This is a genomic window from Staphylococcus sp. HMSC063F05, from assembly GCF_001837075.1.
Lineage (GTDB): Bacteria > Bacillota > Bacilli > Staphylococcales > Staphylococcaceae > Staphylococcus > Staphylococcus epidermidis.
Genome location: NZ_KV831325.1, coordinates 163,748 through 188,608, shown reverse-complemented (window position 1 = coordinate 188,608; position 24,861 = coordinate 163,748). Strand labels below are relative to the sequence as shown.

The following is a 24,861-nucleotide window of genomic DNA, read 5'->3' as shown; positions in this document are numbered from 1 at the left end:
ACGAATTTTCATTTTGAAACAAGCGAGTATAGATAAATTTACTACTTAGAAATTATGAAACGTTAAAAATTAACTGTTTCGTATTTAGTTTATATCTGAAATTAAAAGTAGGGCTTTAGATTTAAATATTCAGGGGAGTGACATTTCTATGGCAGAGAAAAAAATTATTGTTGTCGGTGGAGGACTAGCTGGTCTGATGTCAACAATTAAAGCGGCAGAACAAGGTGCACATGTAGATTTATTTTCCATTGTACCGGTAAAGCGTTCGCACTCTGTTTGTGCACAAGGTGGCATAAATGGTGCTGTTAATACTAAAGGTGAGGGAGATTCACCGTGGATTCACTTTGATGATACTGTTTATGGTGGAGACTTCCTGGCTAATCAACCACCAGTCAAAGCAATGGCTGATGCTGCACCTAAAATCATCCATCTGTTAGATCGTATGGGGGTTATGTTTAACAGAACGAAAGAAGGCTTATTAGACTTTAGACGTTTTGGCGGTACACTACATCATAGAACAGCTTTTGCTGGCGCAACGACAGGTCAACAATTGCTTTATGCATTAGATGAGCAAGTTCGTTCATTTGAGGTAGATGGTTTAGTAACTAAATACGAAGGATGGGAATTTCTAGGTATTGTTAAAGACGAAGAAGATGCTGCAAGAGGTATTGTTGCTCAAAATATGACAACATCAGAAATTCAATCATTCGGTTCAGATGCTGTCATCATGGCAACAGGTGGTCCTGGTATTATCTTTGGTAAAACGACGAATTCAATGATTAATACAGGTTCAGCGGCGTCAATCGTTTATCAGCAAGGTGCGATTTATGCAAATGGTGAATTCATCCAAATACATCCGACTGCGATTCCTGGAGATGACAAATTACGTCTTATGAGTGAATCAGCTCGTGGTGAAGGTGGACGTATTTGGACGTATAAAGATGGTAAACCTTGGTACTTCTTAGAAGAAAAATATCCAGACTATGGTAACTTGGTTCCACGTGATATAGCGACACGTGAAATTTTCGATGTTTGTATTAACCAAAAGTTAGGTATCAATGGAGAAAACATGGTATACCTTGATTTATCTCATAAAGATCCACACGAATTGGATGTTAAATTAGGTGGTATTATTGAAATTTATGAAAAATTCACAGGTGATGATCCACGTAAAGTTCCAATGAAAATCTTCCCAGCAGTGCATTATTCAATGGGTGGTTTATACGTAGACTATGATCAAATGACTAATATCAAAGGGTTATTTGCAGCTGGAGAATGTGATTTCTCACAACATGGTGGTAACCGTTTAGGTGCCAATTCTTTACTTTCAGCTATTTATGGAGGTACAGTAGCAGGTCCTAACGCTATCAAATATGTTGAAAATGTTGAAAAATCGTATACAGATCTAGATGACAGTATTTTCGAAGCTCGTGTTAAAGAAGAGAAAGAAAGATTTGATCATTTATTAAATATGCGTGGAACTGAAAATGCTTATAAACTTCACCGTGAATTAGGTGAAATTATGACAGCTAACGTAACTGTAGTTCGTGAAAATGAAAAGTTGCTTGAAACAGATAAAAAAATTCAAGAGCTTATGAAACGTTATGAAGATATCGATATGGAAGATACGCAAACATGGAGCAACCAAGCAGTATTCTTCACACGACAATTATGGAATATGTTGGTTCTTGCTCGTGTGATTACGATTGGTGCATATAATCGTAACGAATCTAGAGGTGCACATTACAAACCTGAATTCCCAGAACGTAATGATGAAGAATGGTTAAAAACAACCATGGCTCGTTATAAAGGTAGAAGTGAAAAGCCAGAATTTACTTATGAGCCAGTAGATGTAAGTTTAATTCCACCTCGTAAGCGTGACTACACAAGTAAGTCTAAAGGAGGTAATAAGTAATGGCTAATCAATCATTAAAAGAAACTCCAAAAACTCAAAGTAATCCACAAACTCAAGTACAAGGTCAAAATCAACAACCAAAACAAAAAACAGTAAAATTGATAATTAAACGTCAAGATAATAGCGAATCAAAACCTTATGAAGAATCATTTGAAATTCCTTATAAGGAAAATTTAAACGTAATTGCATGTTTAATGGAAATCAGACGAAATCCAGTCAACTCTAAAGGCGAAAAAACGACACCAGTCACATGGGATATGAATTGCCTCGAAGAAGTATGTGGCGCTTGTTCAATGGTTATTAACGGCCGTGCAAGACAATCATGTTCAGCTATTGTTGATCAATTAGAACAACCAATTCGTCTTGAACCAATGAGTACTTTCCCTGTCATTCGAGATTTACAAGTTGATCGCTCAAGAATGTTCGATAACTTAAAACGAATGAAAGCATGGATTCCTATTGATGGAACATATGACTTAGGACCTGGACCACGTATGCCAGAGAAAAAACGCCAAACTGCATATGAATTGTCTAAATGTATGACTTGTGGTGTATGCTTAGAAGTATGTCCAAATGTCACAAAAAATAATAAATTTGTTGGTGCACAAGCTATTTCTCAAGTACGTTTGTTCGACTTACATCCTACAGGTTCCATGACTAAAGATGAGCGTTTAGATGCATTGATGAGTGCAGGAGGACTGCAAGAATGTGGTAATTCTCAAAATTGTGTGAATGCATGTCCTAAAGGTATACCATTGACAACGTCAATTGCCGCAATGAATAGAGAAACTTCTTTCCATATGTTTAAATCATTCTTTGGTTCTGACCACCAAGTAGATTAATATAGCTTATAGTGACCAAGGCAACCTTGCCTTGGTCATTTTTTGATGATTGTAGAATAAAGATAGGAATATCACTTTACAAGAACTATAAACGTAAATATCTACAGTTATATGATACTGTGATACAATGTAAGGTAATTGTAAAAATAAGGGTGAAGAAGTATGAATAAACCTATTGGAGTCATTGATTCAGGTGTTGGTGGTCTTACTGTAGCTAAAGAAATTATGAGACAGTTACCAAATGAAACTATTTATTATTTAGGTGATATAGCACGGTGTCCATATGGTCCAAGACCAGGAGAAGAAGTTAAAAAATTCACAACGGAACTAGCTCAAAAATTGATGGAATTTGATATAAAAATGCTAGTTATTGCTTGCAATACTGCTACGGCAGTTGCATTAAATTATTTACAAAACATATTACCTATTCCTGTCATTGGTGTTATCGAACCTGGAGCAAGAACTGCTATAATGACTACAAAAAATCAAAATGTATTAGTTTTAGGAACTGAAGGAACAATTAAATCAGAAGCGTATCGCACACATATAAAAAAGATAAATCCAAATGTGAATGTCTATAGTGTTGCATGTCCGGGCTTTGTTCCTCTAGTTGAACAAATGCGCTATAAAGACCCTACAATTACTAATATTGTGATTCATCAAACGTTGAAGCAATGGAGAAACAGTGATGCGGACACGGTTATTTTAGGATGCACGCACTATCCGTTGTTATATCAGCCTATTTATGAATATTTTAGTGGTACTAAAACAGTTATCTCATCTGGCTTAGAAACAGCAAGAGAAGTAAGTGCATTACTCACGTTTAGCAATGAGCATGCCAGTTACACAGAACATCCCCAACATAGATTTTTTGCGACTGGTGACACCACACATATTAAAAATATTATTGATGAATGGTTAAATATGAAAGTTGAAGTTCAAAGAATAACTGTAGATGATTCATAGAAGGAGAGAATGATATGGAAGATATTGTTATTGCAACTAATAATCAAGGTAAGATAAACGATTTTAAAGCTATTTTTAAAAATCAACATGTTATTGGAATTTCTGAGTTAATTGAGGATTTTGATGTAGAAGAAACAGGTGCCACATTTGAAGAAAACGCTAGGTTAAAATCCGAAGCGGCAGCACATGCATTAAATAAGCGTGTCATTGCAGATGATAGTGGACTTGAAGTGTTCGCATTAAATGGAGAACCAGGCGTATATTCAGCTCGCTATGCAGGATTAGGTAAGAATGATGAAGATAATATTGAAAAGTTGTTAACGAACTTAGAAGATGTTCAAGACCGTCGTGCTCAATTTGTTTGTGTGATTAGTATGAGTGCGCCTAATGAAAAAACAAAAACATTTAAAGGAACAGTTTCTGGAGTGATAACAACTGAACGACATGGAAAGAATGGTTTTGGTTATGATCCAATATTTTTTGTCCCAGAATTAAATAAAACGATGGCGGAAATTACAAATGATGAAAAGGGTAAAATCAGTCATCGTGGAAATGCTATTCGACTGTTAAAAGAATATTTAGAGGGTGAACAACATGTCTAAGTGGATTATTCTTAGTGATAATCACAAAGAAACAGGTATCTTATATCATATTTATGAACTACATAAAGATGCAGATAAATTTTTACATTTAGGGGATTCTGAATTTAGTTATAATGACACAGAACTTAGTTTGTATCAGCGTGTGAAAGGTAATTGTGATTTTTATCCAGAGTTTTTAGAAGAAGCAATCACTGAAGAAAACGGAATCCGTGCCTTTTATACTCATGGACATCTTTATCAAGTAAACCAAACACGAATGAAACTGGCTGAAAAGGCAAAAGAATTAGGATGTTTGTTTGCCTTTTATGGACATACACATGTTGCAAAATATGAGCAAATAGGTGGTATACATGTAATTAATCCTGGTAGTATTTCTCAATCACGTAGTCAAATTGAAGAAACTTTTGCCGAACTCGTATACAAGAAAGATGAAAATACCATCATTTTGAATTTTAGAAATAGAGAAAATCAGATCATTGAAACAGTTAAGATTGAATTTTAGACAGTTAGGAATAATAAGAGCAAAACTTTTATATAAAGAATAAACCTGGGACATTAAAATGTTTCAGGTTTATTAATGATGTGGTAATTGATGGCTAGGTTAAACTATCGTGATGTTTACGCCTTATGCAGTTTGCACTTCGATACTTAATAGTGAGATTTAATCTCTGTTGAATTATATTATTGTACTTTAGAAAATAAAAAAGGAGCCTCATTCAATGAGACTCCTTTTTGTTATAGCGTCCTGGGAGGGATTCGAACCCCCGACCGATGGCTTAGAAGGCCATTGCTCTATCCAGCTGAGCTACCAGGACATTTTCAACACAAGAATTATTATATCTAAATATATGTCTTTTAGCAATAGGTACCTAATAAAAATTATTTATATTTTTCACTATAATAGAGGTTTTTATACATAAATGTTAATTTGATATAAAATCTCATATGTTTATATCAATAAAATCGAGCACAATACAGTTGTGCATGCCTAACTGTTAAAAAACTTAAATAAAGCAACAGTTAGGAACTCGTAATTACTTAGTATGAAAAATGCAACAAATTGAGTCAAATTAACTTTATAGTATAGGTAACAAAACGATAGAGATAACGAATCAAAACGTATCCAATCGTTTTGGAGTTATTAACTCATTTAGGAGTGTTAATAATGAAATTATTTAACGCTTTTAAAGACATCTTAGAAGCAGCCATCACTAACGATGGCACTCAATTAGGGGCAAGTATTGTTAACATCATAGAAAGTAGCGTTGATATGGTGAATCGATTTTTGGGAAATTAGTTCATCATCAACGATCTAGCATAATAATAAAATTTATTTAAAGGAGTTTTGAATAATGGAACAATTATTTGACGCAATTAGAAGTGTAGTAGATGCAGGAATCAACCAAGATTGGTCTCAATTAGCTTCAGGCATCGCTGGTATTGTTGAAAATGGTGTTAGTATTATTTCTAAATTATTAGGTCAATAATTTAAAAATTAAAACTTTAAAATTTAAATAATTAATTAGGGAGAGATAAACATGTCAAAATTAGCAGAAGCTATTGCAAATACAGTAAAAGCAGCACAAGATCAAGATTGGACTAAATTAGGAACTAGTATCGTTGACATCGTAGAAAGTGGCGTTAGCGTATTAGGTAAAATCTTCGGATTTTAATTAATCTTAGTTTTTTAAAATATAAATTTAAATAATTAATTAGGGAGAGATAAACATGTCAAAATTAGCAGAAGCTATTGCAAATACAGTAAAAGCAGCACAAGATCAAGATTGGACTAAATTAGGAACTAGTATCGTTGACATCGTAGAAAGTGGCGTTAGCGTATTAGGTAAAATCTTCGGTTTCTAATACACGATTAATTATTGGCCAGAGCGAATGCTCTGGTCTTTTTTTGTGCCATTTTATTTGTTACTATTTTAGTAAAAAAAGATTGTTAATAAATAGGAGATTTGAATATGAAATTCAAAAATATATTATTTGATTTCGACGATACATTAGTGGATTTTTATGACGCTGAGAAAAAAGCGTTTTATAATTTAGCGCAGAAATACAATCATCAGCCAACTCAACAGGATTTCGAACATTTTAAGAAAGTGAACCAAGCGCATTGGGAAGCATTTCAACAAAATAAATTGACTAAAGATGAAGTGCTGTCACAACGATTTATTAATTATTTTAATGACTATCAAATTCATGTAAATGGAAAAGAAGCTGATGAGTGCTTTAGAGCTGAATTAGCAAAGGCACCAGTTAAATTATTTGATCATACATTAGAAGTTATACAACAATTAAAATTAAATCATTCTCTCTATATAGTAACCAATGGTGTAACAGAAACACAGCTACGACGAATTGCTCAGACACAATTTAATGAAATATTTCAAGATGTCTTTATATCTGAACAAGCTGGATTTCAAAAGCCGATGACAGAGTTCTTCGATTTTGTGTTTGAACATATCGGAGAGAATAACAGGAATCAAACTCTAATTGTGGGAGATTCTTTAACGTCTGACATTTTAGGTGGTAAAAATGCTAATATATCAACATGTTGGTTTAATATTAGACAAAAAGAAAACCATACGTCTATTCAACCGGATTATATCATTAATGATTTATCAGAAATGATTCGCATTGTTGAGTGAATAGAAGAGATAAAGACAATTGAAGAAGTATAAGTTGAGCCAACACTTGTAGAATTTATCATTACAAGTGTTGGCTCAGTTTAGTTGATATATATTATCGTTACGACATTATGGATTCCATATTAAGATGTCGTGCCCCTCAGGATTTTTGGTTTCTACATCTTTAAAACCCTGTTTTAAAAAGAATTCTTTTGAGTTATTTCTAGCAATAGCTTTAATTGGTTTTTTATTTTCTTTAGCAAAGTTTAATAGTTGCTTAGCATATCCACGTCTTTGGTACGTATCTAATACTTCTAATTTCCAAAGAAGAATATAGTCATTGCTATTAGGGAAATAGGTTTCTTCTACTTCTCCTTTATCAAGTAATGCCATTCTCGCAACTAATTTATTACCAACAAAAATTCCATAAAAAGGAGAATCGGAACTTGCATCAATCATTTGTCCCTTTAACTCCTCAATCATATATAGGTTCTTGTTACCAAATTCTCTGAAATCAGCGAAAAGCTCATCTGTTTTGTAATTGATTTGTAAATGTTTAACTTCACCCATAACGTTATCCCCCTTTGTTTCTTTATTTTATTATACCCTCTTTAAAATGCTTTTTCATTTAATAATCATACTTAGTTGATTTGTAAAAAATTTAGATAAATTAATTTATAAGCCGTTAAATTGTCAATGAGAAATATAATCTTTATACTATATGAGGAATAGTGATAATGAAGGAGTAAAAACATGAAGTGTAATACGTTAAAGTTAACTGAACAGGATCAGTTCATTAATAAAATAAAAAATAGTGAATCTCAAATTACATCTTTTTATGAATATGATGCAGCGAAAAAGGAAAGCTTTTATAAAAGATTAAAAACACCTAATAATGGAAGGGAATTTCATTTATCACGAGTGATTAAATCTTACATGAATGAATTAAAGTTAACACATCAGCAGCTGAATAACATAGATGCTTTAGCTGATGGTGCAAAAGTAGTGATTGGTGGACAACAAGCTGGTCTTTTTGGGGGTCCACTGTATACGTTTCATAAGATTTTCTCAATTATAACTTTAAGTCGTCAACTTTCTGAGGAATATGATACTCCTATTGTACCTGTGTTTTGGATTGCAGGTGAGGACCATGATTTTGAAGAGGTGAATCATACGTATGCATTCAATAATAAAGAAACTACCTTGAAAAAAGTAAAGTATCATACGATGACACCACCAGATAGTAATGTTTCAAGATATACTCCTGATAAGAACGAATTAAAAGCATCATTAAATCACTTTTTTAAAGAAATGAAGGAAACTGTACATACTCAAGATGTTTATCAAATGTGCGTCAATATTATTAATCAATTTGATTCATGGACTGATATTTTTAAGGGATTGATACATGAAGTGTTTAAGGATTATGGGATTTTACTTATTGATGCTCAATACCCTGAATTAAGACAGATGGAGAAACCGTTGTTTAAAGAGATATTAGAAAAGAGGAATCAAGTCGATCAATCTTTTCGTGAAACTCAGATACGAACAACTCAACAACAACTTCCATCAATGATACAAACAGAGACAAACACGCATTTATTTATCCATGAAGACGGAATGAGACAGCTTTTAAATTTTGATGGCACTTATTTTAAACTGAATAAAACTGAGAAACGTTACACGAAACAAAATTTATTAGATATTATAGAAAGAGAGCCTGAAAGAATTTCTAATAATGTTGTTACTCGTCCAGTTGTAGAGGAATGGTTGTTTAACACAGTAGCATTTATCGGAGGCCCAAGCGAAATCAAATATTGGGCAGAATTAAAAGGTGTTTTCGATACGTTAAATGTAGAAATGCCTATTGTTATGCCAAGATTAAGAATCACGTATTTGTATGCTAGAACTAAAAAGTTATTAAAACAATATAATTTATCGATAGAGTCTGTCATTGCTAATGGAGTAGAACAGGAACGTCAACGTTTTGTTCGTGAAAAAGCATCAAATAATTTTATAAATGAAGTAGAAGAAATGAAAATTCAGCAACAAGAACTTTATAACAATTTATTCACCTATGTGGAAAATAATCATGACAACCAACGTCTTTTAGAAAAAAATAATCAAATTCATCTCAATCAGTACGATTATTTAATCAAACGGTACTTACTGAATATTGAAAGAGAAAATGATATAAGTATGCGACAGTTTAGAGAAATTAGTGAAACACTCCATCCAATGGGTGGTCTACAAGAAAGAGTTTGGAATCCACTTCAAATTATGAATGATTTTGGGATAGATGTGTTCAGTCCCTCCACCTATCCACCACTTTCTTACTCGTTTGATCATTTGATTATAAATCCTTGATATGACAATGTTTTTGCCCGTTTTATCTTATAGATAAAACGGGTTTTTTTTGTGTTTGAGCAAATTATTTGCACCTTTTTTGTATAATTAGTGGAGGATAGTGGGGAGATGTGGTAAATTATAAATAAGGTGAGGTGATAAAAAATGTTCATGGGAGAATTCGATCATCAATTGGATACAAAAGGACGTATGATTATACCGTCCAAATTTCGTTATGATCTAAATGAACGTTTTATTATCACAAGAGGCCTTGATAAATGTTTATTTGGTTACACTCTAGAAGAGTGGCAGCAAATTGAAGAGAAGATGAAAACCTTACCTATGACAAAAAAAGACGCGCGTAAATTTATGCGTATGTTCTTCTCAGGTGCTGTAGAAGTAGAATTAGATAAACAAGGGCGTATTAATATTCCGCAAAATTTAAGAAAATATGCCAATTTAAGTAAGGAATGTACAGTAATTGGTGTCTCAAATCGTATTGAGATTTGGGACAGAGAAACTTGGAATGATTTCTATGATGAATCTGAAGAAAGTTTCGAAGACATTGCTGAAGATTTAATAGATTTTGATTTTTAAATGGAGGAATTTAGATGTTTCATCATGTGAGCGTCATGTTAAACGAAACCATTGATTATTTAAATATTAAAGAAGATGGTGTGTATGTTGACTGTACGTTGGGTGGAGCAGGACATGCCCTCTATTTACTTAATCAATTAAATGATAAAGGTAGACTTATTGCGATTGATCAAGATTTAACAGCCATAGAAAATGCGAAAGAAGTTTTAAAAGAACATTTGCACAAAGTCACTTTTGTTCATAACAACTTTCGAGAATTAACAAATATTTTAAATGAATTAGAAATTGAAAAAGTAGATGGTATTTATTATGACTTAGGTGTTTCAAGCCCGCAATTGGATGTGCCTGAAAGAGGCTTTAGTTATCACAATGATGCGAAACTAGATATGCGAATGAATCAAACACAATCACTTTCTGCGTATGAAGTAGTTAATCAATGGTCTTATGAAGCATTAGTTAGGATTTTCTTTCGTTACGGTGAAGAGAAATTTTCTAAACAGATTGCACGCAGAATTGAAGCCCATCGAGAACAACAACCTATAGAAACAACTTTAGAACTAGTTGATGTCATTAAAGAAGGCATACCAGCGAAAGCAAGACGAAAAGGGGGACATCCTGCGAAACGCGTGTTCCAAGCTATTCGAATTGCTGTGAATGATGAGTTATCAGCTTTTGAAGATTCAGTTGAGCAAGCCATTGAATGTGTGAAGGTCGGAGGTAGAATTTCAGTTATTACTTTCCACTCTTTGGAAGATCGTTTGTGTAAACAAATTTTCCAAGAGTTTGAGAAAGGTCCAGACGTACCAAGAGGTCTACCTGTTATTCCCGAAGCATATACACCTAAGTTAAAACGAGTCAATCGTAAACCGATTACCGCTACTGATGACGATTTAAACGAAAACAATCGAGCACGTAGCGCCAAGTTACGCGTAGCAGAAATATTAAAATAAGGAGTAAGTGTAATGGCTGTAGAAAAAATTTATCAACCTTATGATGAAGCGACACAAACCAGTATCCCACAAAGACAACCACAATCGAGTCCTGAAAAACAAACCGTTAAAAGAAAAGTTGTTGTTCAACTTACTAGATTTGAAAAAATTTTATACATAGCTTTAATAACTGTAATTGCTCTAATAAGTATTTATATGCTATCTTTAAAAATGGATGCGTACGATACGCGAGGAAAAATTGCAGATTTAGATCAAAAAATAGAGAAACAATCTAGTGAGAACAGCGCATTAAAGTCTGAAATTAAGAAAAATTCTTCATATGAACGCATTTACGACAAGGCTAAGAAGCAGGGCATGAGTCTAGAGAACGACAATGTAAAGGTAGTGCGTAATAATGGCGAAGCGAAAAATTAAAATTAAAAAAAATAAAATAGGAGCAGTCCTACTTGTTGGTTTATTCGGACTGCTCTTTTTTATATTGGTGCTAAGGTTTTCTTATGTAATGATTACTGGCCACTCTAATGGTCAAGATTTAATTATGAAAGCCAATGAGAAATACTTAGTCAAAAATTCTCAACAACCAGAACGAGGTAAGATTTATGATCGTAATGGTAAAGTTTTAGCAGAAGATGTAGAAAGATATAAACTTGTTGCAGTTGTGGATAAAAAAGCAAGTAAAGAAAGTAAAAAGCCGCGACACGTGGTTGATAAAAAAAAGACAGCAAAAAAATTAGCTGAAATCATAGATATGGACGCTGACGAAATAGAAAAACGACTTAATAATAAGAAAGCCTTTCAAATCGAATTTGGTCAGAAAGGTACTAATTTAACTTATCAAGAAAAAGAAAAAATAGAGAAAATGAAATTACCTGGTATAGCACTTTACCCAGAAACTGAGCGGTTTTATCCTAATGGTAATTTTGCCTCCCATTTAATAGGCATGGCACAGAAAGATCCTGATACTGGTGAATTAAATGGTGCATTAGGTGTTGAAAAAATATTCAATAGTTATTTAAATGGATCAAGAGGTGCACTTAAATATATACATGATATATGGGGCTACATCGCACCTAATACGAAGAAAGAGCAGCAACCTAAACGTGGAGACGATATACACTTAACAATTGATTCTAATATACAAGTCTTTGTGGAAGAAGCTCTTGATGACATGGTTGAACGCTATGCTCCAAAAGATTTATTTGCAGTAGTAATGGACGCAAAAACTGGTGAAATACTTGCATATAGCCAACGTCCGACTTTTAACCCTGAAACAGGTAAAGATTTTGGCAAAAAGTGGGCAAACGATTTATATCAAAATACATATGAACCGGGCTCTACTTTTAAAACATACGGCTTAGCTGCAGCAATTCAAGAAGGTAAATTCAAACCGGATGAAAAGTATAAATCAGGTCATAGAAATATTATGGGCTCTGAAATTTCCGATTGGAATAAAACTGGTTGGGGACGTATACCTATGTCGTTAGGTTTTACTTATTCATCAAATACGTTGATGATGCACTTACAAGATTTGGTTGGTGCCGATAAAATGAAATCTTGGTATGAACGCTTTGGATTTGGCAAAAAAACAGGTGGTATGTTTGATGGAGAAGCTGCAGGTAATATTGGTTGGGCAAATGAATTACAACAAAAAACGTCAGCATTTGGTCAATCCACAACTGTTACCCCTGCTCAAATGATTCAAGCACAATCGGCTTTCTTTAATAAAGGGAATATGCTTAAACCATGGTTTGTAAGTAGTATTGATAATCCAATAACTAAAAAGAATTATTACTCTGGTAAAAAAGAGTTTGCCGGTAAACCAGTAACGGAAGAAACAGCCAATAAAGTTGAAGAAGAACTTGATAAAGTAGTAAATAGTAAGAAGAGTCATGCTATGAATTATCGCGTAAAAGGTTATGATATTGAAGGTAAGACAGGAACAGCACAAGTAGCTGATTCAAATGGAGGCGGTTATGTTAAAGGTGAAAATCCTTACTTTGTAAGCTTCATTGGGGATGCACCTAAGAAAAAACCTAAAGTCATTGTCTATGCAGGTATGAGTCTTGCTCAAAAAAATGATCAAGAAGCATATGAAATGGGTGTGAGCAAAGCATTTAAACCAATTATGGAGAATACGCTGAAATATTTAAATGTTGGAAAATCTAGTGATACTTCATCAAAAACTGACTATAGTAAAGTGCCTAACGTGCAAGGAGATGAAGTTCAAAAAGCAGAGGATAGCGTCAATGCTCAATCTCTTAAACCTATTACGATTGGTAATGGCAAACAAATTAAACAACAATCAGTTAAGTCAGGTACCAAAGTCCTACCACACAGTAAAGTAATGTTAATGACAGACGGGGAATTAACAATGCCGGATATGACCGGATGGACAAAGGAAGATGTACTTGCTTTTGAAGATTTAACGAAAATTAAAGTTTCTACTAAAGGTAATGGATTTGTCACGAATCAAAGTATCTCAAAAGGTCAAATCATTAAAAATAAAGATAAGATAGAAGTGTCATTATCTGCTGAAGATACGGATGATGACCAAGAGAAAACTGATGAGGACTCTTCGGATAACAAATCAAAGAAAGATAAAGCTGATGAGGATCATTCAAATACATCTTCGTCAACTAAGAATGATAAGTCAAACGCCGACTCGAAAAATGATTCTGATGACAGCACAAATGAAACATCAGGTTCTGAGAGAAATAATTAATTTAAGAGAACTTGATATCAACAACAGGTTGGGATTAACATTTTAGGGATTAGCTCACAAATGGTCCCAACCTTATTTAATAAATAGATAATGTCGTATATTAAAATAAAACAAAAACTGATAAAATATTAAAGGTTATTTACAAATAAAAAGAGCTAAAATTAGAAAGTGAAGAAAAGGAGATTTATATGATCTTTATATACGCAATCATCGCATTACTGATAACATTTATTTTAGTCCCTATACTTATTCCAACATTGAAACGTATGAAGTTTGGACAAAGTATCCGTGAGGAAGGGCCTCAAAGCCATATGAAAAAAACAGGTACTCCTACTATGGGTGGGCTTACATTTTTAATTAGTATTATAATTTCCTCTATCATTGCAATTATCTTTGTAGACCATTCAAATCCAATTATTTTGTTACTATTTGTAACAATCGGTTTTGGTCTTATTGGATTTATTGATGACTATATTATTGTAGTTAAAAAGAATAACCAAGGATTAACTAGTAAACAAAAGTTTCTAGCACAAATAATTATTGCAGTTATATTCTTTGTGCTAAGTGATGTATTTCACCTTGTGCATTTTACGACAGATTTGCATATTCCATTTGTGAATTTTGATATTCCGTTGTCATTTGCTTACGTGATATTTATCGTCTTTTGGCAAGTTGGTTTCTCAAATGCTGTAAACTTAACTGATGGTTTAGATGGATTGGCAACCGGTTTGTCAATAATAGGTTTTGCAATGTATGCTGTAATGAGTTACATGTTAGATTCACCGGCTATTGGCATATTTTGTATTATAATGATTTTCGCTTTACTAGGTTTCTTACCTTACAATTTAAATCCAGCGAAAGTTTTCATGGGAGACACAGGAAGTCTTGCTCTAGGTGGTATTTTTGCAACGATTTCAATCATGTTGAATCAAGAATTATCATTAATATTAATTGGTTTTGTGTTTGTAGTTGAGACATTATCTGTAATGTTACAAGTAGCCTCATATAAATTAACGAAGAAACGTATTTTCAAGATGAGTCCTATACATCACCACTTCGAATTAAGTGGTTGGGGTGAATGGAAGGTAGTAACAGTATTTTGGACGGTAGGTTTAATTACAGGATTAATAGGTTTATGGATTGGAGTGCATTAAATTGCTAAATTACACTGAATTAGAAAATAAAAATGTTTTAGTAGTAGGCTTAGCAAAAAGTGGATATGAAGCGGCGAAACTTCTCCTTAAATTAGGGGCTAACGTTAAAGTCAATGATGGAAAGGATCTTTCACAGGATGCACATGCTAAAGATTTAGAATCTATGGGCATTGAGGTAATTAGCGGTAGTCATCCTTTTTCTTTATTAGATGATGATCCTATCATTGTGAAAAACCCAGGTATTCCATATACTGTATCAATTATTAAAGAAGCAACAAATAGAGGGCTTAAAATCTTAACAGAGGTTGAACTTAGCTATTTAATTTCTGAGGCACCAATCATAGCAGTTACTGGAACTAACGGTAAAACTACTGTCACTTCACTAATCGGTGATATGTTCCAAAAAAGCGTGTTGACTGGACGACTTTCTGGGAATATTGGTTATGTAGCCTCAAAAGTTGCACAAGAAGTTAAATCAGATGAGTATTTAATAACAGAATTATCATCTTTTCAATTATTAGGCATTGAGGAATATAAACCACATATCGCTATCATTACTAATATTTATTCTGCACATTTGGATTACCATGAAACGTTAGAGAACTATCAAAATGCTAAAAAGCAAATATATAAAAATCAAACTAAAGATGATTATCTCATTTGTAATTATCATCAAAGGCACCTAATTGAATCAGAAAATCTAGAAGCGAAAACATTTTATTTTTCAACACAGCAAGAAGTTGATGGGATATACATTAAAGATGGTTTCATTGTTTTTAACGGCATTCGCATTATTAACACTAAAGACTTAGTGCTACCGGGAGAACATAACCTGGAAAATATTTTAGCAGCTGTTCTAGCATCAATCATTGCTGGAGTGCCAGTCAAAGCTATTGTAGATAGTCTTGTTACTTTTTCCGGTATTGATCATAGACTTCAGTATATTGGTACAAATCGCACAAATAAATATTATAATGATTCAAAAGCAACTAATACTTTAGCTACTCAATTTGCGCTTAACTCTTTTGATCAACCAATTATTTGGTTGTGTGGTGGATTAGATCGTGGTAATGAATTCGATGAACTTATTCCTTATATGGAAAATGTACGTGTGATGGTTGTTTTTGGAGAAACACAAGATAAATTTGCTAAATTGGGAAATAGTCAAGGTAAGTATGTGATTAAAGCAACAGATGTAGAGGATGCTGTTGATAAAATTCAAGATATAGTCGAGCCCAATGATGTTGTTCTATTATCACCAGCTTGTGCAAGTTGGGATCAGTATCATACATTTGAAGAACGTGGTGAGAAGTTTATCGATAGATTCCGAGCGCACTTGCCATCATACTAAGGAGTGTGAATGCTCATGGAAGAGAATAAAAATCAACCTAATAAGGAGAATATGTCGAATAAAGACGATAATGCAACTCATTTGAATGACAGTCACAGAAATGAAGATTTAGAGCTTTTTAGACGGAATAAAAACGCTCGCCAACGCAGAAGACGTCGTATAGATAACCAAAGTAAAGAAAAGGATGCTACGTCTACACAATCACAGTTAGAAACTAAACCAATGGATAAATTTATAGATAATCACAAGTCGCATAATCAAGACAAAGAAATAAAAAGTGACTTAATTGAAGATAATGTTAATGATGAAAACGACAATCAAAAAAATATTAATGATAAATTAAATGACCGTATTGTCCAAGAAACAAATGAAAGTCGTCAAAGTACTGAAGACGATGAGGAATTTCTACTTGATCATCGGAGTGAACAACAACCTAAAGCCTCTCGTCATTCTAAAAAGCATAAATTACTAAGTAAATTTACTTCTAAAAAAGAAAAGGAAACATCTACATCGTTCAATAATAATGAGAAGGTAACTCAAATTAAACCGCTTAGTTTAGAAGAAAAAAGAGCCATAAGACGTAAAAAGCAAAAAAGAATCCAATATACCATTATCACACTACTCATTCTTATCATTGTTCTCATTTTACTCTATATGTTTACACCACTGAGTAAAATATCAAATGTAAATGTTAAAGGTAATAACAACGTAAGTACGAGTAAAATAAAGAAAGAACTTAACGTTACTTCGCGATCACGAATGTATACTTTTAGTAAAAATAAAGCGATTAGGAACTTAAAACAGAATCCTTTAATCAAAGAAGTTGATATTCATAAACAATTACCAAACACGTTAACTGTCAACGTGACTGAGTACCAAATTGTCGGTTTAGAAAAAAATAAAGATAAATATGTGCCAATTATAGAAGATGGTAAAGAATTAACAGAATACAAAGATGAAGTGTCGCATGATGGGCCTATCATTGATGGGTTCAAAGGAGACAAAAAAAAACGAATTATAAAAGCTTTATCAGAAATGTCACCTAAAGTGAGAAACTTAATTGCAGAGGTGAGTTACGCACCAACTAAAAATAAACAAAGTCGCATAAAAATCTTCACCAAAGATAATATGCAAGTTATTGGTGACATTACAACGATTGCAGACAAAATGCAATATTATCCTCAAATGTCACAATCATTAAGCAGAGATGACTCTGGCGAACTTAAGACAAATGGCTATATTGATTTATCGGTTGGAGCGTCATTTATTCCTTATCAAGGTTCATCAACTGTTCAATCGGGTACAGAACAAAATGTAACCAAGTCAACACAAGAAGAAAATGATGCAAAAGAAGAACTTCAAAATGTGTTGAATAAAATAAATAAACAATCTAAAGAAAATAATTAAAAAATTTCGATAATAGTATGTGTTTATAGTTCACAAGCTATTCAACGTATTGTACACTAAAGATAGTGTACTTAAATAGTATAATTTGTCAGGAGGTGCCTATCTATGGAGGAACATTACTATGTGAGCATAGATATAGGTTCATCAAGCGTAAAAACAATAGTAGGCGAAAAATTTCACAACGGAATTAATGTGATAGGTACAGGGCAAACCTACACAAGTGGTATCAAGAATGGTTTAATTGATGATTTTGATATTGCAAGACAAGCAATTAAAGATACAATTAAGAAGGCTTCAATTGCCTCTGGTGTAGATATAAAAGATGTATTTTTAAAACTACCTATCATCGGTACCGAAGTATATGATGAATCAAATGAAATTGAATTTTATGAGGATACTGAAATTGATGGCACGCATATTGAATCAGTTTTAGAAGGTATCCGGGATAAAAATGATGTGCCTGAAACTGAAGTGATAAATGTATTCCCAATCCGTTTTGTAGTTGACAAAGACAATGAAGTTTCAGATCCAAAAGAATTAATTGCAAGACATTCATTAAAAGTAGATGCAGGTGTCATCGCAATCCAAAAATCTATTTTAATCAATATGATTAAATGTGTTGAGGCATGTGGTGTTGACGTGTTAGATGTTTATTCTGATGCGTACAATTATGGTTCTATTCTCACACCAACGGAGAAAGAATTAGGCGCTTGTGTTATTGATATCGGTGAAGACTTAACGCAAGTTGCTTTCTATGAACGAGGAGAACTTGTAGATGCTGAATCTATAGAAATGGCCGGTCGAGACATTACGGATGATATTGCTCAAGGACTAAATACTACATATGACACAGCTGAAAAGGTAAAACATCAATATGGTCATGCATTTTATGACTCTGCTTCAGATCAAGATGTCTTTTCAGTAGATCAAGTTGATTCAGATGAACATGTTCAATATACTCAAAAAGATTTAAGTGACTTTATTGAACAAAGAGTCGAAGATATATTCTTCGAAGTCTTTGACGTTTTACAAGAGCTAGGACTTACAAAAGTAAACGGAGGATTTGTAGTTACTGGTGGATCTGCAAATTTACTAGGTGTAAAAGAATTACTACAAGATATGGTTAGTGAAAAAGTGAGAATTCATACACCGTCACAAATGGGTATCAGAAAACCAGAATTTTCTTCGGCTATTTCTACGATTTCTAGTAGTATCGCTTTTGACGAGTTATTAGATTATGTTACAATTAGTTATCAAGATAATGAAGAATTTGAAGAAGAAGTTATCGAAACTGATAAAGATACTGAAACAAAATCAAGCGGTTTTGATTGGTTTAAGCGTAAATCAAACAAAAAAGAAAATGACGAGGTAGCACCAGAAGCGCCTCGTGAAGAGTCTTATGAAGACCGTGAAAATCATCTAGAAGATGAACAACAAACAGAAGGCAAAGCCAAAGAAGAAAGTAAGTTTAAAAAATTAATGAAATCTCTATTTGAATGATTATTGGCCATAAAGACTAGGAGGAAAATTAAATGTTAGAATTTGAACAAGGATTTAATCATTTAGCCACATTGAAAGTTATCGGTGTAGGTGGTGGCGGAAATAACGCCGTTAACCGTATGATTGACCATGGTATGAATAATGTAGAATTTATTGCCATCAACACTGATGGACAAGCTTTAAACTTATCAAAAGCTGAATCAAAAATTCAAATTGGTGAGAAATTAACACGTGGATTAGGTGCTGGTGCTAATCCTGAAATTGGGAAGAAAGCAGCAGAAGAATCAAGAGAACAAATTGAAGATGCTATCCAAGGTGCTGATATGGTATTCGTAACTGCTGGTATGGGTGGCGGTACTGGAACAGGTGCTGCACCGGTTGTTGCTAAAATAGCAAAAGAAATGGGTGCTTTAACTGTAGGTGTTGTTACGCGTCCATTCGGTTTCGAAGGTCGTAAGCGCCAAACACAAGCGGCAGCTGGTGTAGAATCTATGAAAGCAGCAGTGGATACATTAATTGTTATTCCAAATGATCGCTTATTAGATATCGTTGACAAATCTACGCCAATGATGGAAGCATTTAAAGAAGCGGATAATGTATTACGTCAAGGTGTACAAGGTATTTCAGATTTAATTGCAGTATCAGGTGAAGTGAACTTAGACTTTGCAGACGTTAAAACAATTATGTCTAATCAAGGTTCTGCGTTAATGGGTATCGGTGTGTCATCTGGTGAAAACAGAGCAGTCGAAGCCGCTAAAAAAGCAATTTCATCTCCATTATTAGAAACATCAATTGTAGGTGCTCAAGGTGTACTTATGAACATTACAGGTGGAGAATCACTGTCTTTATTTGAAGCTCAAGAAGCAGCTGATATTGTTCAAGATGCTGCAGATGAAGATGTGAATATGATTTTTGGTACAGTTATTAACCCAGAGCTTCAAGATGAAATTGTAGTTACTGTTATCGCAACTGGTTTTGAAGATAAACCTTCTTCACAAGGTCGTAAAGCTACAAGTACTGGTTTTGGTTCAAGTGTAAATAGTAGTTCTAATCATCAATCTGTTGCTAGTGCTAAAGAAGATTCATTCTCTGCACACACTTCTCATTCACAATCAAGTGAAAGTGTAAATGAAAGAAGCCACACTACTAAAGATGATGATATTCCTAGCTTTATTAGAAATAGAGAAGAAAGACGTTCTAGAAGAACTAGACGCTAATCGTCAATATAATCACTGTATTTTATAATAGCCTGAGACATTTTATAGTCTCAGGCATTTTTAACGTATTGGAGTATCTAAGTAATCTGAAAACTTAGTTATATATCAATATTTAACTAAATTTTTTGTTTTGAAAGATAAGACAACACTTTTAATAAATTTTTGCTGCTAATTCTCAAAATGACATTCATATATCGATAACACTGTTAATATAAATACTTTATATATATTTATTATCTCATGTGCATCATTTAGGTAACCATTGATAGTTAGTAATTGGTACAAGTTTAAATAAATTTAAGTATGATATATAATTGTTTCATAATTGGTTACTTAATATTTAGATTATTTTTAGAACATTTCGATTTGAAATTAAGTGTATAGTGGAATGTATATATATAAAGGGGTGGTGAAATATTTTGAAAGAGAGATTTATTAAGAAAACTCATTATTTAGACTATCAATTTGATGAGCCTACTGATATTAAGTTAGGTTTCACTACTCGAGAAAATGGGTTAAGTCCTTATCCTAATCATAGTTTTAATATGGCGAGATATATCAGTGACAGTGCACATCATATTACACATCATCAAGATATCTTAGCGAATCTTATTGGTTATCCAAGAGATGAATGGGTTTTTCCTATACAAACACATGATAGTCGTATCGTTGAAGTTACAAGTGAACATAAAGGAACAAATATTGATGAACTAACTGATGATTTACATGGCATAGATGGAATGTATACTTTTGATTCTCACATTCTTCTTACTATGTGTTATGCGGATTGCGTACCTGTATATTTTTATAGTGAACCACATGGATATATAGGATTAGCACATGCAGGTTGGCGAGGAACATATGGTCAAATAGTAAAAGAAATGCTAAAAAAAGTGGATTTTGATTATGAAGACTTAAAGATTGTAATTGGTCCAGCAACTTCAAATTCTTATGAAATCAATGATGATATAAAAAATAAGTTTGAGGAATTAACCATTGATTCAACTTTATATATTGAGACCAGAGGTAAAAATCAACATGGTATTGATTTGAAAAAGGCTAACGCACTTCTTCTAGAAGAAGCTGGAGTTCCATCAAAAAACATATACGTTACGGAATATGCAACTTCAGAAAACTTAGATTTATTCTTTTCATATCGTGTTGAAAAAGGACAGACGGGACGTATGTTAGCATTTATTGGACGGAAGTAAAGTGAATGAAGTAGGTGAATAATTTATGGATGTTAAAGAGAATCTTGCTAAGATTGAAAAGGAAATTGATGCAAGCATTAAAAAAAGTGCGCATTCAGCACAACCTCACGTGATTGCAGTAACAAAATATGTTACAATAGAGCGAGCTAGAGAAGCGTATAAAGTAGGGATAAGACATTTCGGTGAAAATCGATTAGATGGATTCAAAGAGAAGAAAGAATCTCTACCAAGCGATGTTAAATTACATTTCATTGGTTCTTTACAATCAAGGAAAGTAAAAGATATTATAAATGAAGTCGATTATTTTCATGCTTTAGATCGTTTAAGTCTAGCTAAGGAGATTAATAAAAGAGCAAATCATGTTATAAAATGTTTCTTACAAGTAAATGTTTCTGGAGAAGAATCTAAACATGGCATAGCTCTTGAAGAAGTGAATCAATTTATAAATCAAATTAAAGAATATGAAAATATCCAAATTATTGGATTAATGACGATGGCACCATTGACTGATGATTTATCGTACATAAGAAATTTATTTAAAGAATTAAGACATAAAAGAAATGAAATTCAACAATTCAATTTAGCACATGCACCTTGTACAGAATTATCTATGGGAATGAGTAATGATTATCAAATGGCAGTTGAAGAAGGTGCAACCTTTGTCAGAATTGGGACTAAACTTGTAGGAGAATAGGAGTGAGCCCCCCTTGGCTTTAAAGGATTTATTTAATAATTTTTTTGTAGTTGAAGAAGAAGAGGAAGTTGAAGGACCTGAAGAACGTGAATCTTCTAGATCACGTGAACGTGTTCAAGAACGCGAAGATTACAATCGTAATGAGAATCAAGCGACACCACAAACTTTTAACAATAAGCAACAAGCGATTAAGTCTGTACCTCAAAAGAACACTTTGAGATCGAATACAACTTCTGAAGAAAGGAATTATCGTATGAATAATAATTCAAAAAATAATTCTAGAAACGTTGTAACAATGAACCAAGCATCACAATCATATGCCGCTCAGGAAAGTTCAAAAATGTGTCTGTTTGAACCACGTGTCTTTTCAGATACTCAAGATATTGCCGACGAATTAAAAAACAGACGTGCAACTTTAGTAAATTTACAACGCATTGATCAAGTATCAGCAAAGCGTATTATTGATTTTTTAAGTGGTACGGTATACGCAATTGGTGGAGATATTCAACGCGTGGGTACTGATATTTTCTTATGCACACCTGATAATGTTGAAGTAGCCGGTAGTATAACTGATCACATCGAGAATATGGAGCAACACTACGAATAAGGAGTTCAACTATGGATATTGGTTTGCTAAGTACAATTTTCCGATTTATTATATTTTTAGTTCAAATATATTATTTTGGAATGATTATATATTTCTTTACTTCTTGGGTTCCGAGTATAAGAGAGTCTAAGTTTGGAGAATTTTTAGGAAAGTTATATGAACCTTTCTTAGAACCTTTCCGTAAAATTATTCCTCCTATTGGCTTTATAGACATTTCTTCTATCGCGGCAATCTTCGTTCTAGTTTTATTCCAAAGTGGTTTAGTAAAAATATTTAATTTAATTCTTGCATATTTATCTTAAAATGTGACACGCACTAATTTTATAATATTTAACATAACGAGGCAAAGTAGCTAGACTTTGACCTCGTTTTATCATATGACTTATTGTTGACAGTGTTATAGTCGTAGTGTTTTAAAAATTTTTCAACATAAAAGGAGTAGATAACCATCGATATATATCAGCATTTTAGAAAGGAAGAACAAGATGCTATCGATCAATTCATCGATAAATGTAAGCAGGCTGATGCTAATTATGCTCCAGTTCTAACCCATTTCTTGGATCCGAGAGGTCAATATATACTTGAAGTCATTACGCGTAGTTATCAAGATTTACATGTTACATTTTTTGGTGGACCACATGCAGAAAGAAAACGTGCAATCATCGCACCATTATATTTTAAGCCACAGCCTGAGGACTTTGAATTAACTTTATTTGAACTTCAATATCCTAAGAAATTTGTAACAATACAACATCAACACGTTCTTGGAACACTCATGTCACTGGGAATACAAAGAGATCAACTCGGTGATATTATAGTTGGAGAAGATATACAGTTTGTTTTGACAAAACAATTAGAATCATATATTATATCTGAATTAACGCGTATTAAGGGAGCCTCAGTTAAACTTAATTCTATTCCTACTAAAGATATGATACAATCAGAAGAGAATTGGAAAGTTCATAGTACAACTGTGAGCGCTTTGAGATTAGATGTAGTTTTAAAAGAGATGATTCATAAGTCTCGAAATATTGCACAACAATTAATTTTAAAAAAAAGAGTCAAAGTTAACCATACAATAATAGATTCTACAGATTTTCAATTAGAGCAGAATGATTTATTGTCAATCCAAGGTTATGGTAGAGCTCAAATTGTTGAAATAGGTGGAAAAACAAAAAAGAACAAGTTACACATTCATTATCAAACACTATTTAAATAGCTATCAATCAAGGAGGATTATCATGCCTTTTACACCAAGTGAGATTAAGAATAAAGAATTTACACGAGTAAAAAATGGTTTAGAACCTACAGAAGTTGCAAATTACTTAGAGCAACTAAGTAATGAAATCGAACGTTTAAAAGAAGATAAAAAGCAACTTGAAAAAGTCATTGAAGATAGAGATTCTAATATTAAATCATATAAAGATGTTCACCAATCAGTAAGCGATGCACTTATTCAAGCACAAAAAGTAGGAGAAGAGACAAAACAAGCAGCAACTAAAGAAGCTGAAGCCGTTTTATCAAAAGCACAAGTACAAGCTGACAGTATTGTGAATGATGCAATTGAAAAAGCGCGTCGTCTAGCTTTCCAAACTGAAGACATGAAACGACAATCTAAAGTTTTCCGCTCTCGTTTCCGTATGCTTGTTGAAGCACAACTTGACTTACTCAAAAGTGAAGATTGGGATTACTTACTCAATTATGATTTAGACGCCGAGCAAGTGACATTAGAAGATATTCATCATCTTCATGATAATGATTTGACACCTGAAGAACGTGCAATGAAACAAAAGCAAAATCAAGAAATATCGGCTAATCAGCCTTCTACATCAAGTTCAGAATCTGTGAGTCAATCAAATGCAAATAACGAATCATCACAATCAACATCAAATAATTAAAAACGAATCACAGGTTAACTATTTGATGTGAAAATAGCGAAGAAATTTCATTGTTTATTAAAAATGCATTTTCTAAATAGTAATTTATTGATATGATATAAAGACAGACGCGTAAGAAACAGTGAACATAGTACAGCGAGTTAGGATTGGTGTGAGCCTAGCATATTGTTTGTTTCTTATATCACTGGCTTTTTCAATTTTATAAATATTCTTAAGAGAACTCTAAGTTGAGTTAAGTAGGGTGGT

General features: G+C 33.1%; 27 protein-coding genes and 1 tRNA gene. 26 read left to right on the top strand and 2 right to left on the bottom strand.

Annotation, left to right across the window (positions count from 1 at the left end; all coding sequences use genetic code 11):
- The first annotated feature begins 148 nt into the window (after positions 1 to 148).
- The 5 genes from sdhA to HMPREF2576_RS03160 all read left to right on the top strand — a co-directional run bounded on the left by sdhA (position 149) and on the right by HMPREF2576_RS03160 (position 4,827).
- Positions 149 to 1,915, top strand: coding sequence for a succinate dehydrogenase flavoprotein subunit (sdhA, locus tag HMPREF2576_RS03180; RefSeq protein WP_001830193.1), 1,767 nt, complete (start codon positions 149 to 151; stop codon positions 1,913 to 1,915).
- The gene (gene sdhB / locus HMPREF2576_RS03175) at positions 1,915 to 2,757 is read left to right on the top strand and encodes a succinate dehydrogenase iron-sulfur subunit (protein WP_001830165.1); all 843 of its coding nucleotides are present in this window, start codon (positions 1,915 to 1,917) and stop codon (positions 2,755 to 2,757) included. The genes sdhA and sdhB overlap by 1 nt, the downstream gene beginning before the upstream one ends.
- Before the next feature lie 162 nt (positions 2,758 to 2,919).
- On the top strand, positions 2,920 to 3,723 hold the full coding sequence (gene racE / locus HMPREF2576_RS03170; protein ID WP_001830094.1) for a glutamate racemase: 804 nt from the start codon (positions 2,920 to 2,922) through the stop codon (positions 3,721 to 3,723).
- Between the two features lie 14 nt (positions 3,724 to 3,737).
- Entirely contained in the window at positions 3,738 to 4,325 is a 588-nt protein-coding gene (locus tag HMPREF2576_RS03165) for an XTP/dITP diphosphatase (RefSeq protein WP_001830169.1), read from the top strand.
- A complete protein-coding gene (locus HMPREF2576_RS03160; RefSeq protein WP_070856176.1) occupies positions 4,318 to 4,827 on the top strand; it encodes a YfcE family phosphodiesterase in 510 nt (169 codons plus the stop codon). Before HMPREF2576_RS03165 ends, HMPREF2576_RS03160 begins: the two co-directional genes overlap by 8 nt.
- A 239-nt stretch (positions 4,828 to 5,066) precedes the next feature.
- Here HMPREF2576_RS03160 and HMPREF2576_RS03155 read toward each other — a convergent pair.
- Positions 5,067 to 5,140 (bottom strand) — tRNA-Arg (locus HMPREF2576_RS03155).
- Between the two features lie 350 nt (positions 5,141 to 5,490).
- On the opposite strand from HMPREF2576_RS03155, the gene HMPREF2576_RS03150 reads away from it, so the two are divergent.
- The 5 genes from HMPREF2576_RS03150 to HMPREF2576_RS03130 all read left to right on the top strand — a co-directional run bounded on the left by HMPREF2576_RS03150 (position 5,491) and on the right by HMPREF2576_RS03130 (position 6,982).
- Positions 5,491 to 5,622 carry a beta-class phenol-soluble modulin gene (locus HMPREF2576_RS03150; RefSeq protein ID WP_001830076.1) on the top strand — a complete coding sequence of 44 codons (132 nt, stop codon included), beginning with the start codon at positions 5,491 to 5,493 and terminating at the stop codon, positions 5,620 to 5,622.
- A gap of 55 nt (positions 5,623 to 5,677) precedes the next feature.
- On the top strand, positions 5,678 to 5,812 hold the full coding sequence (locus HMPREF2576_RS03145) for a beta-class phenol-soluble modulin (protein WP_001830190.1): 135 nt from the start codon (positions 5,678 to 5,680) through the stop codon (positions 5,810 to 5,812).
- Between the two features lie 51 nt (positions 5,813 to 5,863).
- Positions 5,864 to 5,998, top strand: a complete 135-nt coding sequence (locus HMPREF2576_RS03140; RefSeq protein WP_001830095.1) for a beta-class phenol-soluble modulin — start codon at positions 5,864 to 5,866, stop codon at positions 5,996 to 5,998.
- 55 nt (positions 5,999 to 6,053) lie between these two features.
- Entirely contained in the window at positions 6,054 to 6,188 is a 135-nt protein-coding gene (locus HMPREF2576_RS03135; protein ID WP_001830095.1) for a beta-class phenol-soluble modulin, read from the top strand.
- Positions 6,189 to 6,295: 107 nt separating this feature from the next.
- Positions 6,296 to 6,982, top strand: coding sequence for a YjjG family noncanonical pyrimidine nucleotidase (locus tag HMPREF2576_RS03130; RefSeq protein WP_001830150.1), 687 nt, complete (start codon positions 6,296 to 6,298; stop codon positions 6,980 to 6,982).
- A 108-nt stretch (positions 6,983 to 7,090) separates the two neighbouring features.
- Here the strand turns inward: HMPREF2576_RS03130 and HMPREF2576_RS03125 are convergent, their stop codons facing one another.
- Positions 7,091 to 7,531 carry an N-acetyltransferase gene (locus HMPREF2576_RS03125; RefSeq protein WP_001830066.1) on the bottom strand — a complete coding sequence of 147 codons (441 nt, stop codon included), beginning with the start codon at positions 7,529 to 7,531 and terminating at the stop codon, positions 7,091 to 7,093.
- A gap of 183 nt (positions 7,532 to 7,714) precedes the next feature.
- Between HMPREF2576_RS03125 and bshC the strand changes: the two genes are divergently transcribed.
- From bshC to HMPREF2576_RS03045, 16 genes are all read left to right on the top strand, one after another.
- Positions 7,715 to 9,328: a bacillithiol biosynthesis cysteine-adding enzyme BshC gene (gene bshC, locus HMPREF2576_RS03120; RefSeq protein ID WP_070856174.1), complete on the top strand. Its 1,614-nt coding sequence runs from the start codon at positions 7,715 to 7,717 to the stop codon at positions 9,326 to 9,328.
- A 144-nt stretch (positions 9,329 to 9,472) separates the two neighbouring features.
- Positions 9,473 to 9,904 (top strand): division/cell wall cluster transcriptional repressor MraZ, encoded by a 432-nt coding sequence (gene mraZ, locus HMPREF2576_RS03115; RefSeq protein ID WP_001830185.1) that lies wholly within the window; start codon positions 9,473 to 9,475, stop codon positions 9,902 to 9,904.
- Between the two features lie 14 nt (positions 9,905 to 9,918).
- Entirely contained in the window at positions 9,919 to 10,854 is a 936-nt protein-coding gene (rsmH, locus tag HMPREF2576_RS03110) for a 16S rRNA (cytosine(1402)-N(4))-methyltransferase RsmH (protein WP_070856172.1), read from the top strand.
- Between the two features lie 12 nt (positions 10,855 to 10,866).
- Positions 10,867 to 11,268 (top strand): cell division protein FtsL, encoded by a 402-nt coding sequence (gene ftsL / locus HMPREF2576_RS03105; RefSeq protein WP_002446224.1) that lies wholly within the window; start codon positions 10,867 to 10,869, stop codon positions 11,266 to 11,268.
- Positions 11,249 to 13,576, top strand: coding sequence for a penicillin-binding protein (locus HMPREF2576_RS03100; protein ID WP_070856170.1), 2,328 nt, complete (start codon positions 11,249 to 11,251; stop codon positions 13,574 to 13,576). The genes ftsL and HMPREF2576_RS03100 overlap by 20 nt, the downstream gene beginning before the upstream one ends.
- A 188-nt stretch (positions 13,577 to 13,764) precedes the next feature.
- A complete protein-coding gene (gene mraY, locus HMPREF2576_RS03095) occupies positions 13,765 to 14,730 on the top strand; it encodes a phospho-N-acetylmuramoyl-pentapeptide-transferase (RefSeq protein WP_001830122.1) in 966 nt (321 codons plus the stop codon).
- Position 14,731: 1 nt separating this feature from the next.
- Positions 14,732 to 16,081: a UDP-N-acetylmuramoyl-L-alanine--D-glutamate ligase gene (gene murD, locus HMPREF2576_RS03090; protein ID WP_001830127.1), complete on the top strand. Its 1,350-nt coding sequence runs from the start codon at positions 14,732 to 14,734 to the stop codon at positions 16,079 to 16,081.
- 15 nt (positions 16,082 to 16,096) lie between these two features.
- Positions 16,097 to 17,488 (top strand): cell division protein FtsQ/DivIB, encoded by a 1,392-nt coding sequence (locus tag HMPREF2576_RS03085; RefSeq protein WP_070856168.1) that lies wholly within the window; start codon positions 16,097 to 16,099, stop codon positions 17,486 to 17,488.
- Positions 17,489 to 17,593: 105 nt separating this feature from the next.
- Positions 17,594 to 18,988 carry a cell division protein FtsA gene (gene ftsA / locus HMPREF2576_RS03080; RefSeq protein ID WP_002456594.1) on the top strand — a complete coding sequence of 465 codons (1,395 nt, stop codon included), beginning with the start codon at positions 17,594 to 17,596 and terminating at the stop codon, positions 18,986 to 18,988.
- 32 nt (positions 18,989 to 19,020) lie between these two features.
- On the top strand, positions 19,021 to 20,205 hold the full coding sequence (gene ftsZ / locus HMPREF2576_RS03075) for a cell division protein FtsZ (protein WP_002439417.1): 1,185 nt from the start codon (positions 19,021 to 19,023) through the stop codon (positions 20,203 to 20,205).
- A 419-nt stretch (positions 20,206 to 20,624) separates the two neighbouring features.
- Positions 20,625 to 21,416 (top strand): peptidoglycan editing factor PgeF, encoded by a 792-nt coding sequence (gene pgeF, locus HMPREF2576_RS03070; RefSeq protein ID WP_001830118.1) that lies wholly within the window; start codon positions 20,625 to 20,627, stop codon positions 21,414 to 21,416.
- 25 nt (positions 21,417 to 21,441) lie between these two features.
- Entirely contained in the window at positions 21,442 to 22,110 is a 669-nt protein-coding gene (locus HMPREF2576_RS03065; protein WP_001830146.1) for a YggS family pyridoxal phosphate-dependent enzyme, read from the top strand.
- 13 nt (positions 22,111 to 22,123) lie between these two features.
- A complete protein-coding gene (locus HMPREF2576_RS03060) occupies positions 22,124 to 22,717 on the top strand; it encodes a cell division protein SepF (protein ID WP_001830143.1) in 594 nt (197 codons plus the stop codon).
- 11 nt (positions 22,718 to 22,728) lie between these two features.
- A complete protein-coding gene (locus tag HMPREF2576_RS03055) occupies positions 22,729 to 23,019 on the top strand; it encodes a YggT family protein (RefSeq protein WP_001830086.1) in 291 nt (96 codons plus the stop codon).
- Positions 23,020 to 23,159: 140 nt separating this feature from the next.
- Positions 23,160 to 23,936, top strand: coding sequence for a YlmH family RNA-binding protein (locus HMPREF2576_RS03050; RefSeq protein ID WP_070856166.1), 777 nt, complete (start codon positions 23,160 to 23,162; stop codon positions 23,934 to 23,936).
- 22 nt (positions 23,937 to 23,958) lie between these two features.
- Entirely contained in the window at positions 23,959 to 24,615 is a 657-nt protein-coding gene (locus tag HMPREF2576_RS03045) for a DivIVA domain-containing protein (protein ID WP_001830163.1), read from the top strand.
- The last annotated feature ends 246 nt before the right edge of the window (positions 24,616 to 24,861 follow it).

Bases quoted from the DNA above. Each gene is read 5' to 3' on its own strand.
- sdhA (WP_001830193.1), top strand. From the start codon at position 149: ATGGCAGAGAAAAAAATTATTGTTGTCGGTGGAGGACTAGCTGGTCTG.
- sdhB (WP_001830165.1), top strand. From the start codon at position 1,915: ATGGCTAATCAATCATTAAAAGAAACTCCAAAAACTCAAAGTAATCCA.
- racE (WP_001830094.1), top strand. From the start codon at position 2,920: ATGAATAAACCTATTGGAGTCATTGATTCAGGTGTTGGTGGTCTTACT.
- HMPREF2576_RS03165 (WP_001830169.1), top strand. From the start codon at position 3,738: ATGGAAGATATTGTTATTGCAACTAATAATCAAGGTAAGATAAACGAT.
- HMPREF2576_RS03160 (WP_070856176.1), top strand. From the start codon at position 4,318: ATGTCTAAGTGGATTATTCTTAGTGATAATCACAAAGAAACAGGTATC.
- HMPREF2576_RS03150 (WP_001830076.1), top strand. From the start codon at position 5,491: ATGAAATTATTTAACGCTTTTAAAGACATCTTAGAAGCAGCCATCACT.
- HMPREF2576_RS03145 (WP_001830190.1), top strand. From the start codon at position 5,678: ATGGAACAATTATTTGACGCAATTAGAAGTGTAGTAGATGCAGGAATC.
- HMPREF2576_RS03140 (WP_001830095.1), top strand. From the start codon at position 5,864: ATGTCAAAATTAGCAGAAGCTATTGCAAATACAGTAAAAGCAGCACAA.
- HMPREF2576_RS03135 (WP_001830095.1), top strand. From the start codon at position 6,054: ATGTCAAAATTAGCAGAAGCTATTGCAAATACAGTAAAAGCAGCACAA.
- HMPREF2576_RS03130 (WP_001830150.1), top strand. From the start codon at position 6,296: ATGAAATTCAAAAATATATTATTTGATTTCGACGATACATTAGTGGAT.
- HMPREF2576_RS03125 (WP_001830066.1), bottom strand. From the start codon at position 7,531: ATGGGTGAAGTTAAACATTTACAAATCAATTACAAAACAGATGAGCTT.
- bshC (WP_070856174.1), top strand. From the start codon at position 7,715: ATGAAGTGTAATACGTTAAAGTTAACTGAACAGGATCAGTTCATTAAT.
- mraZ (WP_001830185.1), top strand. From the start codon at position 9,473: ATGTTCATGGGAGAATTCGATCATCAATTGGATACAAAAGGACGTATG.
- rsmH (WP_070856172.1), top strand. From the start codon at position 9,919: ATGTTTCATCATGTGAGCGTCATGTTAAACGAAACCATTGATTATTTA.
- ftsL (WP_002446224.1), top strand. From the start codon at position 10,867: ATGGCTGTAGAAAAAATTTATCAACCTTATGATGAAGCGACACAAACC.
- HMPREF2576_RS03100 (WP_070856170.1), top strand. From the start codon at position 11,249: ATGGCGAAGCGAAAAATTAAAATTAAAAAAAATAAAATAGGAGCAGTC.
- mraY (WP_001830122.1), top strand. From the start codon at position 13,765: ATGATCTTTATATACGCAATCATCGCATTACTGATAACATTTATTTTA.
- HMPREF2576_RS03085 (WP_070856168.1), top strand. From the start codon at position 16,097: ATGGAAGAGAATAAAAATCAACCTAATAAGGAGAATATGTCGAATAAA.
- ftsA (WP_002456594.1), top strand. From the start codon at position 17,594: ATGGAGGAACATTACTATGTGAGCATAGATATAGGTTCATCAAGCGTA.
- ftsZ (WP_002439417.1), top strand. From the start codon at position 19,021: ATGTTAGAATTTGAACAAGGATTTAATCATTTAGCCACATTGAAAGTT.
- HMPREF2576_RS03065 (WP_001830146.1), top strand. From the start codon at position 21,442: ATGGATGTTAAAGAGAATCTTGCTAAGATTGAAAAGGAAATTGATGCA.
- HMPREF2576_RS03055 (WP_001830086.1), top strand. From the start codon at position 22,729: ATGGATATTGGTTTGCTAAGTACAATTTTCCGATTTATTATATTTTTA.
- HMPREF2576_RS03045 (WP_001830163.1), top strand. From the start codon at position 23,959: ATGCCTTTTACACCAAGTGAGATTAAGAATAAAGAATTTACACGAGTA.